This window comes from Bradyrhizobium pachyrhizi, assembly GCF_001189245.1.
Lineage (GTDB): Bacteria > Pseudomonadota > Alphaproteobacteria > Rhizobiales > Xanthobacteraceae > Bradyrhizobium > Bradyrhizobium pachyrhizi.
Map to the genome: position 1 here is coordinate 1 of NZ_LFIQ01000111.1, position 11,791 is coordinate 11,791.

An 11,791-nucleotide genomic window follows, 5' to 3' on the forward strand; every position below is an offset into this window, starting at 1 on the left:
CAGACTTCCAAGACACAGGGACCCATAACCGCCGATGCGAATTGTCATGCACTATTGCAACGACGAGTCCCGCCTCCAACATCCGAGCGCATGAAACCGTGTCGTTGCGGTGGCACTGCGCATGATCTACAACCTTTGCACGGACGCGATTGCTATTCTCGGATAATTTTACGGAGATTTTTGATGTGCCAGCTTTGCGAAATCACAGCTCCCACCCAGACCTCCCGGCGCCGCTTCCTCGCTGCCGCGGCTTGCACCGCAGCCGGCCTCGCCCTTGCACCGCCGGTTTCCGCCAAGGAGACCAAATCGCCACCGAAGCCGCAGAATGTGCTGGCGCCGGACGCGGCGCTGGAGCGGCTGGTGAAGGGCAATCTGCGCTATGTCGAAGGCGTCTCGCGGCGGCATGATTTCAAGCACGAGCGCGAGGCGCTGGCCGGCGGACAGAATCCGTTCGCCGGTATCCTGAGTTGCGCGGACTCCCGGATCGCACCGGAATACGCCTTCGACACCGGCCGCGGCGATCTGTTCGTCTGCCGCGTCGCCGGCAATTTCGCCAGCGACGAGACCATCGCGAGCCTGGAATATGCATCGGTCGTGCTGAACGTGCCGCTGTTCATGGTGCTCGGCCACGACAGCTGCGGGGCAGTCGACGCCGCCATCAAGTCGCTGAAGGACAACACCACCCTGCCCGGCCATCTGCCCTCGCTGGTCAATGCGATCGCACCGGCGGTGAAGGCGACCGAGGGCAAGTCAGGCGACCGCCTCGCCAACGCCATCAGGCAGAATGTCATCGACAACGTCGCGAAGCTGAAATCGGCGACGCCGATCCTCAGCGCCGCGGTCGATCAGGGCAAGCTCAGGGTGGTCGGCGCGGTCTACCGGCTGACCGATGGCAAGGTCGAACTGGTCACCGACGCCAAGACGGCCGGCGATATGAAAGTCAGGTGAACGTCGCAACTCGGTGTCGTCCCTGCGAAAGCAGGGACCCATAACCACGAATGCTAATTGTTGCACGGCGCCGGAACGACGAGCACGGTTCACGACGGCCGCCGCGGGGTATGGGTCCCTGCTTTCGCAGGGACGACATCTTTATGTGGAGGCAGGCTCGCACAACGTCACCTCACGTAAAGGTCGCTTCCACCTTGCCGAGGCCGTCGAGCTCCATCACGACCGTATCGCCCGCCTTCAGCCACACCGTCTTGACCAGGCTCCCGGTCAGCACGATCTGGCCGGCATGCAGGCCACGGCCCTCAGTGGCGAGATGATTGGCGAGCCAGGCGAGCGCGTTGTGGGGGTGCCCGAGCACGTCGGCGCCGGTGCCGCGGCCCTCTTCCTCGCCGTTGACGATCGCGCGTCCCGCGACCGCGCGCAGATCAGGCACGGTGATGCGCGGCACCGCCTCCCCGAGCACGCAGCCGGCGGCGAAGAAGTCGTCGGCAATCAGCGTCGGCGCGCCCAGCGTCTCCCATTTGACATAGCGGTCGTCGACGATCTCGATCGCGGGGAAGTAATCATCGATCGCTTCCGCGACCCATTCGGCGGTGAACGGCGCCTCGCTGGGAGCGAGATCGCGGGCGAGCCGCACCGCGATCTCGCACTCGACGCCGACATGGACGAACTCGGCCGCCGGCAGCCGCACGCCGCTTTCATGCACGACTTTCTCGAAGACGCCACCGCCGCAGGGGTGCGGGATGTTGATATATTCCTGCATCACCGCGCTGGTGCAGCCGATCTTGTAGCCGACGAGGCTGCCCACGTGTGGCTGCATCAGATCGTGCAGCGCATACTGCACCTGATAGCCTTCGGCCTCGTCGCGCGGCGCGACGTCCTTCGGAAGCGCCTTGAGCGGCGCGCGGCTGCGACGCGCGCTGGCGATCGCCTTTGCGGCCGCGAGGACCCGATCCATCTGCGCAGCCTCCCTGATGTTCTCGGCGGCGCGGTGGCGCCTCCGTCTGCTCGCTGCAATTCAGCACTCGCCGACGCGTCTGGCAAGCACGCTGGACGGGAGCTGCCGTCAGCCCTTGACGAGACCGAGCCGGATCAGGCTCTCCGCGGTCGCGACGATCATCTCCTCATTGCCGCGCGGGCGCCAGCCGAGCAGGTGTTGCGCCTTGGCGCTGGTCGAGCGGCGCACCTTGCCGAGCAGCGGCAGCGCGGCACGGGCCATCGGGTTGCGCCGTGCGGCGAGCCGCATCATCCAGTCCGGCGCCTGGAACCGCGGCACGCGCCGCGCCTTGCTGCCGAGTTTTGCGCGCAGCACCCGGGCGATCGCGAGGATCGACATGGTCTCGCCGGCGACCGCCAGGAAGCGCTCACCGCTCGCCTCGGGCGACGTCATGGCGCGCAGATGCAGGTCGGCGACATCGCGGACGTCGACGAGGCCGAAATGGATCCGCGGCACCGCCGGCATCGCGCCGTCGAGCAGCGCCTTGATGATGCCGATCGACTCGGAGAAATCGGCACCGAGCGCCGGGCCGAACACCGCGGTGGGGTTGACCACGGCAAGCTCGAGGCCATTGCCTTCGCGCGCGACGAAATCCCAGGCGGCGCGCTCGGCAAGCGTCTTGGATTTCGTATAGGCCTGCACGCCCTCGCCATCGAGATTGGACCACACCGTCTCGTTGAACGGCGCCGCCTGCGGCGGATGGCCGTAACCGATTGCCGCGAACGACGACGTCACGACGACGCGCCTGACGCCTGCGTCACGCGCGGCGCGCAACACCCGCAGCGTGCCTTCCCGCGCCGGCACGATCAGCTCGTTCTCGTCCTCGGGCACATGGGCGCCGAGCGGCGATGCGACATGCAGCACGTAGTCGCACCCGGCGGCCGCCTCGCGCCAACCGTCGTCGCGCAGCAGGTCGGCGATGACGAAGCCGACCTGGTCGGGCGCCGACGCACCGCCCTGGCGCAGCATCGCGATCACGTCGTTGCTGCGACCCGGATTGCGCACCGTCGTTCGCACCGCATGCCCGTCCGCGAGCAGCTGCAGGATGGTATGCACGCCGATGAATCCCGATCCGCCCGTGACCAAAACCGTGCTCATGTCGCTGCCCTTTTCATGGTTCGGCGGATGGGCCCAACATTGCACTGCCCGCCCTGCACAGGCCGCATCTGGTCACTATCTGACCTTGGACAAGTAGGATGAAATTCGAGACCGGTATGGAAAACAATACCAGCGATATGTGTGACGGCGGTGAATGCGAGAGCTGCCCCACCGACCCCAATGTGCTGATCGAATTCAAGCACGCGATCCACGCGCTCGGGGGAAAATGGAAGCTCGAGATCCTGTTCACGCTGATGAATGGCGGCGTGCGGTTCGGCGCGCTGCGCCGCGCGCTCGCGCCGATCACCCAGCACATGCTGACCGCGCAGCTGCGCGAGCTCGAGCGCGACGGCCTGGTGGCGCGCAAGGTGCTCGCCGAGAAGCCGCTGCAGGTCGAATACGAGCTGACGGATTCGGCCTGGAGCCTGACGCCGGCTTTCCGCGAATTGCTGGCATGGTCGAAGACGTTCGGCCCGCGCCGTCAGGCGGAGGCAAGCGAGGCGATACTCGGAGCCGGGTTGGCCTGAAATATCGCCTCGCCTTAAACCGTTTCGGCATAGGAACGACATTCCCTCTCCCGCTTGCGGGGGAGGTGCAGCGAATGCGTGGCCAGGCTTGAGCACGCACATCGCGCCTCACCCCATGCCGAGCGCCTTTCGGATCGCGATCTCGACCGGCGAATACGCACCGTCCGCGCGTTCCAGCCGGTACGGTTCGCCGGCAGCGAGCGACGGCTGGGCCATGAAGCGCGGCGTCGTGCCCCGATGCTTCTGCGCGGCATGCACCAGCAACGGATGGCACAGATAGACCGTGCCGGCCTCGCCCGTCGCGAGCGCGACCTCGCAGTCGGCGCCGACATCGTCGAGCACCATCCGTGCGCGCCCGGCCTCGCCCGCGGGCGCGAGGTAGCGGGCCATCGGCCAATGCGAGCCGACCCTGATCCGGGTCGGCGCGTCGTCCTCGCCGACGTCGGAGAACAGGAACAGCAGCAACAGCGCCCGGCCACGAGAGACGACATTGGCCCGCCAGGCGGAGAAGTCGCTGCGCTCGTTCGGGTCGCAATCCTCGCCGGGGAAGCTGACGTCGATATGCCAGCCGGCATCGCCGGGATCGTCCGGATGCGGGAAGCGCACCGGAAAGGTTCCGATGTTGTCGCGCGGGCGCCAGCGGCCGGGACCGGCGATCTGGTCGAACGCCCGGTGCAGCAGCGGCGCGTTGATCGCTTCGCGAAACGGCGTACCGCCGTACCCCGGCAGCCGGATCACGGGTTGGGTCCAAGTCAAGGGATCGTGCTCGCTGCATGGCAGGTCACGCCACATGATGGCGCGTCCCCGGTCGGCGAGTTCCCGGGGAAAGGCGCTGTCGATCCTGACAAAGCCCTGTTGGATGAATTGCTCGATCTGCGCGCCGTCAAGCGCAGGCGCCTCGTTTCGATGGGTCATGATTGTCTCTCAAACTGTCGCCAGCCATCGATGCTCCGCGATGCGCGGAACCTGACCGGCTCATTCGGTTTCACTGGAATCCCAGGAGCGAAAGCTCGCGGGGCCGCTCAGCGCCTCCAGGAGGAAGCGGGATCAGCCCAGGAAAAACACCGAAGCGATGTTGAGAGTGCGTGTCATCATGGCGGCGCGAACGTACAACCGGTACGCGCCGGTAGCCAATCCGTGGCGATCCGTCGCCACTATTCGTCGCGATAGACCTTCTCGCGCTTCTCGTGGCGTTCCTGCGCCTCCACCGACAGCGTTGCGATCGGGCGGGCTTCGAGCCGCTTCAGCGAGATCGGTTCACCGGTCTCTTCGCAATATCCGTAGGTGTTGTCTTCGATGCGCTGGAGCGCCGCGTCGATCTTGGAGATCAGCTTGCGCTGACGGTCGCGGGCACGAAGTTCGATCGCGCGGTCGGTTTCCGAGGACGCTCGGTCCGCGAGGTCGGGATGATTGACGTTCTCTTCCTGCAACGTCTGCAACGTGACCTTCGATTCGCGGAGGATCTCATCCTTCCAGGCCAGCAGCTTGGCGCGGAAATAGTCGCGCTGCCGCTCATTCATGAAAGGCTCTTTTTCAGTCGGCCGGTAGTTCTTCAGCTTTTCCAAAGGCAGCCATGTCCCTGTCAGGCGGAGGGAACACAACCCCTCCGCGCGGCGCCTTATATAGCCACGTCATGTGACAGACAATATCTGCCACCGCGAAAGGCGGGCCGCCCCCAAGGCCTTGCACAGGCAAACTTATCCGCCCTGCCCGGGGACGGCCCTGCCCCCCTCAATAGCCGACCGTGAAACGCCGGCGGATATAGGCCGGACGCTCGATTTCGTCGGCGAGTGCAACTGCGAAATCCTCGAACGAGATCGAGCTTTTGCCGTCGGCGGCGGTCAGGAGCTGGTCGGTTCCTAGGCGGAACTTGCCGGTCCGCTCGCCCACCACGAACAGTGCCGAGGGCGACAAAAAGGTCCAGTTCAGGTCCTTTTCCTGGCGCAGCAGGTCGAGGAATTCAGCCCCCTTGGAGGCCTCGGCCTTGTATTGGGGCGGAAAATTGGGGGTGGTCACCAGGCGGACGCCCGGCGCCACCTCAAGGCTGCCGGCGCCGCCGACCACGAGATAGCGGCCGACCCCGGATGCCTTGGCAGCCCCGATCAGCTTGGCGGGGTCGCTGACCAGGAAATGGATCGAACTGATCGCGGCATCGTGGCCGGCCCACAGCGCGGCCAGGGCGGCCTGGTCGTTCGCGTCACCCTTGCGGGCAGTGACATTGGGCAGGCTGGCGATCTTCTCCGGGTTGCGGGCGATGGCAGTGACGGCGTGGCCGCGGCGGGCGAGTTCCGCGGCGATGCGCGAGCCGGCCTGGCCGGACGCGCCGGCGATGGCGATCTTCATCTCAAGTCTCCGATTGATAGTTTCCAATGGTGACTAGATAGCGAAAAGGATGTAGGTGTGAAGAAGGCACTCTCGCCTCACCTGATCACGCCGGAGTAACCGCGATGAAAGCCACGAGCCTCAAGCCGGACGCCTATGCCGCCAATTGCCCGACGCGCCAGATCCTCGACCGGGTCGGCGACAAATGGGCGGTGCTGATCCTGCTGCTGCTGCGCAGCGAGCCGATGCGCTTCAACCAGCTTCGACGCGCGATCGAAGGCATCTCGCAGAAGATGCTGTCGCAGGTGCTGAAAAGCCTGGAGCGCGACGGGCTGCTGCGCCGCCGGGCGATCGCAACGGTGCCGGTGACGGTGGAGTATTCAATCACGCCGCTCGGATCGACGCTCGCCGAAGCCGTCGATCCGCTGCGCGACTGGGCCGAACGGAATCTGAAGGACGTGCTGGCCGCGCAGCGCCGCTACGACGCGCAGCGCAAGGCGCTGGCGGCCTGAGGCACTGCGGCCCGAAGGCACCGGCGGCGTAGGACAGGTGAGTTGATCGAGAGGAGCCTAGTATCGCCCGGCCTTGGCGAGCTCGACCTCGACGCGCAGTTGGATCTCGCCGAGCACGGCATCGAGGCCGGGGTCGCCGGAGGATTCCTTCAGGCTCGCCGCGGCGTCACGCAGCCGGTTCACTGTCGAGGAATCGAAATTGCCGGACAGCAGGCCGAGCTTGAGCGCATCGAGCACGTCGAGCGCGCCCTTGCCGCGGGCCACCGACCGCTTGCGGCGCTCGGTCGGGTCTTCGACGCCCTGCAGCGCGAGCAGCGCATCGAGGCTGGCGGCGGCCTTCGGCGCCGCGGTAGAGCGCACCTCCTCCTGCGCGGTCGTCGCATCCGGCAGCGAGAAGCCGCTCGACGAGGTGCGCCGCGTGGAGCTGGTGGACGTGCCAAGCGTGGTGCCGTTCGGTCCGTAGATGCGCATCGTCGTGATCCCGCAGGCCTGAATGGGCCGAGCATCGCTGTTTTATGGTTAACGGCGCGTAAACGACCCGGCAATTTCTGCCGCCGCGCGGCAGTTTCGCGCTCCCTGGCGAACCGGAGCAAAACGACGACCCGACAATTTCGATAAATATATCAACGCATTGCCCAAGCGAGGCGGAGTGGCACGCAGCTCGCATGGTTAATGGCGGATCGCCGTCATGGGAGTGTCGTGTGATCCGCGAGTTCAGTTCGAGGGGAGCATCGGGATGCCCGGCATCCGCATCGCAAATCTGTTCGGAGTGGCTTGCGCCGCGCTGCTGGCGCTGGCGGCCTCCGTCATGCCCGCGGCCGCGACGTCGCGGATCAAGGATCTCGCCAATATCGAGGGCGTGCGCCAGAACCAGCTGATCGGCTACGGCCTCGTGGTTGGCCTCAACGGCACCGGCGATACGCTCAACAACATCCCCTTCACCAAGCAATCGCTGCAAGCGATGCTCGAACGCATGGGTGTCAACATCCGCGGCGCCACCATCCGCACCGGCAACGTCGCCGCCGTGATGGTGACCGGCAATCTGCCGGCGTTCGGCACCCAGGGCACGCGCATGGACGTCACCGTCTCGGCGCTCGGCGATGCCAAGAACCTGCAGGGTGGCACCCTGCTCGTCACCCCCCTGCTCGGCGCCGACGGCAATGTCTATGCGGTGGCGCAGGGATCGGTGGCGGTCGCCGGCTTCGCGGCCGAGGGTGCCGCCGCCAGCGTCGTGCGCGGCGTGCCGACCGTCGGCCGGATCGCCAACGGCGCCATCATCGAGCGCGAGATCGAGTTCGCGCTCAACCGCCTGCCCAATGTGCGCCTCGCGCTGCGCAACGCCGACTTCACCACCGCCAAGCGGATCGCCGCCGCAGTCAACGACTATCTCGGCGTCAAGACCGCCGAGCCGATCGATCCCTCCACGGTGCAGCTTGCGATCCCGACGGAGTTCAAGGGCAACGTCGTCGCCTTCCTGACCGAGATCGAGCAGCTGCAGGTCGATCCCGATCTCGTGGCGAAGATCGTGATCGACGAGCGTTCCGGCATCATCGTGATGGGCCGCGACGTTCGCGTCGCCACCGTCGCCGTCGCGCAGGGAAATCTCACGGTATCGATCTCCGAGAGTCCGCAGGTCAGCCAGCCCAATCCGCTGTCGCGCGGCCGGACTGTCGTGACGCCGCGCACCAGCGTCGGCGTCAGCGAGGACGGCAAGAAGTTCGCCGTGGTCAAGGACGGCGTCTCGCTGCAGCAACTGGTCGACGGCCTCAACGGCCTCGGCATCGGACCGCGCGACCTCATCAGCATCCTGCAGGCGATCAAGGCCGCCGGCGCGATCGAAGCCGACATCGAGGTGATGTGATGGCGAGCCTGATCAACAGCACCACCGGCAGCATGCCGAACAAGGCGTTGATGCCGATGTTCAACGGCCGCCCCGATCCCGTGCTGCAGGACGCGCTGAAGAAGGTGACGCCGCAGCAGGCCGCCAAGGCGAAGGCGACCGCGACCGATTTCGAATCGATGTTCCTGAATTCGATGTTCTCGCAGATGACGACCGGCCTGAAGGGCGACGGCCCGTACGGCGACACCGTCGGCACCGGCGCATGGCGGTCGATGCTGACCGACGAATACTCGAAGAATTTCGCCAAGGCCGGCGGCGTCGGCATTTCCAACGAAGTGTTCCGCTCGCTGATCCTGCAGCAGGCGAACAAGAGCTAGGGTTTCAAGGAGCAGCGCGATGAACCAGCGTCCACAGCAGCCGCGGCCAGTAGCATCCGCCTCCGCCGCGCGGTCGGCGACGTCGACGCCGCCGGACGTCGCGCGTCTCGCCAACGAGCTGACCGAAGTGATGAGCGGCCTGCTTGCCGTCATCGAGCAGGAGACCGAGTTCGTCCGCGCCGGCAATATCCGCGAAGGCATGCGGCTCGAGCCGCAGAAGTCCGAGCTGTCGCGGCGCTACATGCTCGCGGTGGAGCATCTGAAATCGATGCAGAAGATGCTGTCGCAGACCGATCCCGAGCTGCTCGCGACACTGCGCCGTCATCACGAGACGTTCCGCGCCATGCTGCAGGTGAATTTGACCGTGCTTGCAACGGCGCATGCCGTCTCCGAGGGGATCGTGCGCGGCGTCAATGCCGAGGTGCAGCGCCGCAACATTCCGAACACCTATACCGCAAGCGGACAGCGCGCCGCGCCGGGCCCGCGCAACATGACGCCGATCGCGATCAGCCGCACGCTCTGACGCCTACGCTTACAATTTAGCTCAATTCGACGCCGCCCCGGCAGCGCGGCATTCAGCGTGTTTTCTAACAGCCTATTGAGAGGTTCCCCGTAGAGTTGCGGATCGTGAGGGGTTGGGATTTGACTCAAGCGAACTAGTGCCTGTGCACTACGAGGCTGCCATGAGTACAGATTTCAACATCAAGCCGGTGGGGGCACCGGTCGCGGCGCCGATGGTCTCTCCCACGAGCGATACGGCGCAGAAGGCGGTGAAGACTGAACTGCCGGCGAGCCAGAGCGTCACCGCTCCGGAGCCGAGCGTGCGCGTCACCATCGATCCCAACGCCGTCAACGCATCGATTTCAAATCAGGCTCCGTCGGTCAGCGACCAGGTCATCATCGACCGCGCCGCGCGCGCCGTGGTCTATCAGGTGGTCGATAATCGCACGAATTTGGTGGTGAGGCAGTTTCCGGAAGAAGCCGTATTGCGCCGCCGCGCCTATTTCCACGCGCTCGATCTCAGCAAGGACGCGCCGACGCGGGTGCGCGCCACCGATCGCCGCGCCTAAAGCATGATCCGGAAAAGTGCGAAGCGGTTTTCCGAAAAGATCATGCTCAAACAAAAGGCCAAAGCGCGATGACGATTCAACCTAATCTCATCGCGCTCTAGCGCGGAGCAACGACCGCTCAGGTCTTCTGCGTGGCATAGGCCTTGTCGAGATAGGTCGCCCCGGTGGCGGGATCGGTGACGACATTGGCGATCAACGCCGTCCCCTGCTGCACCAGCGCGAACTTGGTATCGCCGATCCGGAACCCGCCATCCTTGATCAGCACGTCCTGATACTTGCTGGTGCCGTCGCTCTGGTAGTGGACCTTGGCGCGGAAGCCATCGACGTTCGACACCGAGATGTTGAACGACTTGTTGTTGGCATACTTGCCGCTCCAGCTTCCCTCATAGAGGTTCGGATCGACAGCCACATAGGGCGTCTTCGACGGGACCGTCAGGCCGGCGGCCTTGTAGTTGGCCGACAGGATGCTCAACACGTCGGCCATGCCGAGGGCTCCGTCAGGAATCGATCGATCAGCCGCGGCCCGAAAGGCCGGCGGCGATATTGCAGTTGATATCGATCAGCGACTTCAGTTTCGCCGGATCCGGATTCATCTGGATATCGACAGTCTGCTTCATCACGAACACGCCGATATTGGCGATGTTCTGGCGAATCTCGAGCGGCTGCGGATTGTCGTCGCCCTGCGCGGCGCTCAGAAAGATCGACCACAGCCGGCGGTTGAACAGCAACGCGTGATCGAGCGCCTTGTCGGGACCGTTCCAGTTCGTCTGGACTTCCTGCAGCTGCCGCGCGGCCTTCAACAGCGCCTGCGCTTCGATTTCACGTGGGGAAGCCGTCGTCGTGGAGGTACGAGCGTAGGCCTGGGCTGCATTCGACATTCAATGACCTCGATGGGATGCGGATTTCTCGAGCCGCGAAGACGCAATTCTAGCGCCCGATATTTATGCATCCGGCGCCTTTAAATATGGTTAGCAGCCGTTACGAAATGCGTCGTTCTGACGGCATGGACAGACACCGTAATATCCCGGAGACAAAAGAAAACGGCGGGGTTTCCCCCGCCGTTCTCGAAGCACTTGCCGGCGCGCTTAGCGGAGCAGCTGCAGCACGCTCTGCTGCGACTGGTTGGCCAGCGCCAGCGCGGAGACCGCGATCGACTGGCGGGTCGACAGCGCCTGGCTGTTGGCCGCTTCCTCGTTGGTGTCGGCCAGCGTCAGGTTGGACGAGCCGGTCTGCAGCACGTTGATCAGATTCTTCGAGAAGTCCTGGCGGATCTGCACGATCGACAGGTTCGAACCGAGCGTCGAGGCTTCGCTGCGCAACGCGGAGCTCGCCGAGCTCAGCGACGAGATGACGCTGTTCGCCGAGTTGTTGTCGAGGAAGTCGGTGCCGGCGGTCAGCGCCTTCAGACCGAGGCCGCTGGCATTGAAGGTGACGCCGGTGATGCTGAGCGTCGACTTGCCGGTCTCGTTGAAAGTCAGCTTCAGGCTGTCGCCGTTCAACAGGTTGATGCCGTTGAACGAGGCGTCCTGCGCTGTGGTCGTGATCTGCGCGATGGTGTTGTTGTACTGCGTCACCAGAGCGGCGCGCGCCGACTGCGAGGCCTGGTCGGCGACCGGGGCCGTGCCGGCCGCGCTGAACGTCGCGGTGCCGCCGCCGGTGTTGGTGAAGGTCACCGCACCGATCGTCGAGGACGCCGCGTCATTGGTCGTGGTGATGACGAGCTTGTTGGAGCTGTCGAGGCTCGCCGTCAGGTTGCTGGCCGCCAGCGACGTGTTCAGCTGCGCCAGCGACGTGCTGGCCCCGAAGGTGAAGCTGAAGGCGGGTTGGCCGGCCGAAGCCGCGATCGCCAGCACGTCGCCGCTCTTGATCGTGGTGCCGTCGACGAGGTTGGCAGACGTGCCGCCGAGCGCCGCGGTGGAGGTGACCTGCGACCTGGTGGTGTAGCCGGTCGGGCTCTGCAGCACCTGGTTGGCGATCGACTTCGCGGTATCGACCAGTTTCTGCAGCGAGGTGATGCCGGTGTTGGCGGCCTGCAGCACCTGCACACCGTTGCCGATGCCGTCGAGCAGATTGTTGATGTCGCTGGCGCGGTTGTCGAGC

General features: G+C 65.2%; 16 protein-coding genes. 7 read left to right on the plus strand and 9 right to left on the minus strand.

Annotation, left to right across the window (positions count from 1 at the left end; all coding sequences use genetic code 11):
* The first annotated feature begins 183 nt into the window (after positions 1–183).
* Positions 184–948 carry a carbonic anhydrase gene (locus AKL29_RS28010; RefSeq protein WP_152977806.1) on the plus strand — a complete coding sequence of 255 codons (765 nt, stop codon included), beginning with the start codon at positions 184–186 and terminating at the stop codon, positions 946–948.
* A 172-nt stretch (positions 949–1,120) separates the two neighbouring features.
* Here the strand turns inward: AKL29_RS28010 and AKL29_RS28015 are convergent, their stop codons facing one another.
* Positions 1,121–1,906, minus strand: a complete 786-nt coding sequence (locus tag AKL29_RS28015; protein WP_050386396.1) for a 2-keto-4-pentenoate hydratase — start codon at positions 1,904–1,906, stop codon at positions 1,121–1,123.
* 108 nt (positions 1,907–2,014) lie between these two features.
* Positions 2,015–3,043 carry an SDR family oxidoreductase gene (locus AKL29_RS28020; RefSeq protein ID WP_050386397.1) on the minus strand — a complete coding sequence of 343 codons (1,029 nt, stop codon included), beginning with the start codon at positions 3,041–3,043 and terminating at the stop codon, positions 2,015–2,017.
* A 98-nt stretch (positions 3,044–3,141) separates the two neighbouring features.
* On the opposite strand from AKL29_RS28020, the gene AKL29_RS28025 reads away from it, so the two are divergent.
* Positions 3,142–3,570: a winged helix-turn-helix transcriptional regulator gene (locus AKL29_RS28025; RefSeq protein WP_152977807.1), complete on the plus strand. Its 429-nt coding sequence runs from the start codon at positions 3,142–3,144 to the stop codon at positions 3,568–3,570.
* A 108-nt stretch (positions 3,571–3,678) separates the two neighbouring features.
* On the opposite strand, the gene AKL29_RS28030 is transcribed toward AKL29_RS28025, so the two are convergent.
* From AKL29_RS28030 to AKL29_RS28040, 3 genes are all read right to left on the minus strand, one after another.
* Positions 3,679–4,485, minus strand: coding sequence for a phytanoyl-CoA dioxygenase family protein (locus tag AKL29_RS28030; protein WP_050386398.1), 807 nt, complete (start codon positions 4,483–4,485; stop codon positions 3,679–3,681).
* Positions 4,486–4,724: 239 nt separating this feature from the next.
* On the minus strand, positions 4,725–5,090 hold the full coding sequence (gene dksA, locus AKL29_RS28035) for an RNA polymerase-binding protein DksA (protein ID WP_170991616.1): 366 nt from the start codon (positions 5,088–5,090) through the stop codon (positions 4,725–4,727).
* Positions 5,091–5,301: 211 nt separating this feature from the next.
* A complete protein-coding gene (locus AKL29_RS28040) occupies positions 5,302–5,913 on the minus strand; it encodes an NAD(P)-dependent oxidoreductase (RefSeq protein WP_050386399.1) in 612 nt (203 codons plus the stop codon).
* Between the two features lie 104 nt (positions 5,914–6,017).
* Here AKL29_RS28040 and AKL29_RS28045 point away from each other — a divergent pair, with 104 nt between their 5' ends.
* A complete protein-coding gene (locus AKL29_RS28045; protein WP_028337693.1) occupies positions 6,018–6,404 on the plus strand; it encodes a winged helix-turn-helix transcriptional regulator in 387 nt (128 codons plus the stop codon).
* Between the two features lie 57 nt (positions 6,405–6,461).
* On the opposite strand, the gene AKL29_RS28050 is transcribed toward AKL29_RS28045, so the two are convergent.
* Positions 6,462–6,875, minus strand: coding sequence for a flagellar assembly protein FliX (locus AKL29_RS28050; protein ID WP_050386400.1), 414 nt, complete (start codon positions 6,873–6,875; stop codon positions 6,462–6,464).
* A gap of 265 nt (positions 6,876–7,140) precedes the next feature.
* Here AKL29_RS28050 and AKL29_RS28055 point away from each other — a divergent pair, with 265 nt between their 5' ends.
* The 4 genes from AKL29_RS28055 to AKL29_RS28070 all read left to right on the plus strand — a co-directional run bounded on the left by AKL29_RS28055 (position 7,141) and on the right by AKL29_RS28070 (position 9,691).
* On the plus strand, positions 7,141–8,265 hold the full coding sequence (locus AKL29_RS28055) for a flagellar basal body P-ring protein FlgI (RefSeq protein ID WP_038385504.1): 1,125 nt from the start codon (positions 7,141–7,143) through the stop codon (positions 8,263–8,265).
* Complete coding sequence (flgJ, locus tag AKL29_RS28060; RefSeq protein ID WP_028337696.1) at positions 8,265–8,621, plus strand: flagellar assembly peptidoglycan hydrolase FlgJ; 357 nt, start codon at positions 8,265–8,267, stop codon at positions 8,619–8,621. The genes AKL29_RS28055 and flgJ overlap by 1 nt, the downstream gene beginning before the upstream one ends.
* A gap of 19 nt (positions 8,622–8,640) precedes the next feature.
* Entirely contained in the window at positions 8,641–9,144 is a 504-nt protein-coding gene (locus tag AKL29_RS28065; RefSeq protein WP_050386401.1) for a hypothetical protein, read from the plus strand.
* Positions 9,145–9,304: 160 nt separating this feature from the next.
* Positions 9,305–9,691 (plus strand): hypothetical protein, encoded by a 387-nt coding sequence (locus tag AKL29_RS28070; protein WP_050386497.1) that lies wholly within the window; start codon positions 9,305–9,307, stop codon positions 9,689–9,691.
* Between the two features lie 118 nt (positions 9,692–9,809).
* Here the strand turns inward: AKL29_RS28070 and AKL29_RS28075 are convergent, their stop codons facing one another.
* The 3 genes from AKL29_RS28075 to AKL29_RS28085 form a co-directional block, all read right to left on the minus strand.
* Positions 9,810–10,175, minus strand: coding sequence for a hypothetical protein (locus AKL29_RS28075; protein WP_016846761.1), 366 nt, complete (start codon positions 10,173–10,175; stop codon positions 9,810–9,812).
* Positions 10,176–10,203: 28 nt separating this feature from the next.
* Positions 10,204–10,569: a flagellar biosynthesis regulator FlaF gene (flaF, locus tag AKL29_RS28080; protein ID WP_016846762.1), complete on the minus strand. Its 366-nt coding sequence runs from the start codon at positions 10,567–10,569 to the stop codon at positions 10,204–10,206.
* A gap of 207 nt (positions 10,570–10,776) precedes the next feature.
* On the minus strand, positions 10,777–11,791 hold a 1,015-nt coding region (locus tag AKL29_RS28085), incomplete at its 5' end, for a flagellin (RefSeq protein ID WP_050386498.1).

Excerpts from the sequence above, each read along its gene's own strand:
- AKL29_RS28050 (WP_050386400.1), bottom strand. The coding sequence starts at position 6,875 with ATGCGCATCTACGGACCGAACGGCACCACGCTTGGCACGTCCACCAGC.
- AKL29_RS28010 (WP_152977806.1), top strand. The coding sequence starts at position 184 with ATGTGCCAGCTTTGCGAAATCACAGCTCCCACCCAGACCTCCCGGCGC.
- AKL29_RS28030 (WP_050386398.1), bottom strand. The coding sequence starts at position 4,485 with ATGACCCATCGAAACGAGGCGCCTGCGCTTGACGGCGCGCAGATCGAG.
- dksA (WP_170991616.1), bottom strand. The coding sequence starts at position 5,090 with ATGAATGAGCGGCAGCGCGACTATTTCCGCGCCAAGCTGCTGGCCTGG.
- AKL29_RS28040 (WP_050386399.1), bottom strand. The coding sequence starts at position 5,913 with ATGAAGATCGCCATCGCCGGCGCGTCCGGCCAGGCCGGCTCGCGCATC.
- AKL29_RS28065 (WP_050386401.1), top strand. The coding sequence starts at position 8,641 with ATGAACCAGCGTCCACAGCAGCCGCGGCCAGTAGCATCCGCCTCCGCC.
- AKL29_RS28070 (WP_050386497.1), top strand. The coding sequence starts at position 9,305 with ATGAGTACAGATTTCAACATCAAGCCGGTGGGGGCACCGGTCGCGGCG.
- flaF (WP_016846762.1), bottom strand. The coding sequence starts at position 10,569 with ATGTCGAATGCAGCCCAGGCCTACGCTCGTACCTCCACGACGACGGCT.
- AKL29_RS28055 (WP_038385504.1), top strand. The coding sequence starts at position 7,141 with ATGCCCGGCATCCGCATCGCAAATCTGTTCGGAGTGGCTTGCGCCGCG.
- AKL29_RS28025 (WP_152977807.1), top strand. The coding sequence starts at position 3,142 with ATGAAATTCGAGACCGGTATGGAAAACAATACCAGCGATATGTGTGAC.
- AKL29_RS28045 (WP_028337693.1), top strand. The coding sequence starts at position 6,018 with ATGAAAGCCACGAGCCTCAAGCCGGACGCCTATGCCGCCAATTGCCCG.
- AKL29_RS28015 (WP_050386396.1), bottom strand. The coding sequence starts at position 1,906 with ATGGATCGGGTCCTCGCGGCCGCAAAGGCGATCGCCAGCGCGCGTCGC.
- AKL29_RS28075 (WP_016846761.1), bottom strand. The coding sequence starts at position 10,175 with ATGGCCGACGTGTTGAGCATCCTGTCGGCCAACTACAAGGCCGCCGGC.
- AKL29_RS28020 (WP_050386397.1), bottom strand. The coding sequence starts at position 3,043 with ATGAGCACGGTTTTGGTCACGGGCGGATCGGGATTCATCGGCGTGCAT.
- flgJ (WP_028337696.1), top strand. The coding sequence starts at position 8,265 with ATGGCGAGCCTGATCAACAGCACCACCGGCAGCATGCCGAACAAGGCG.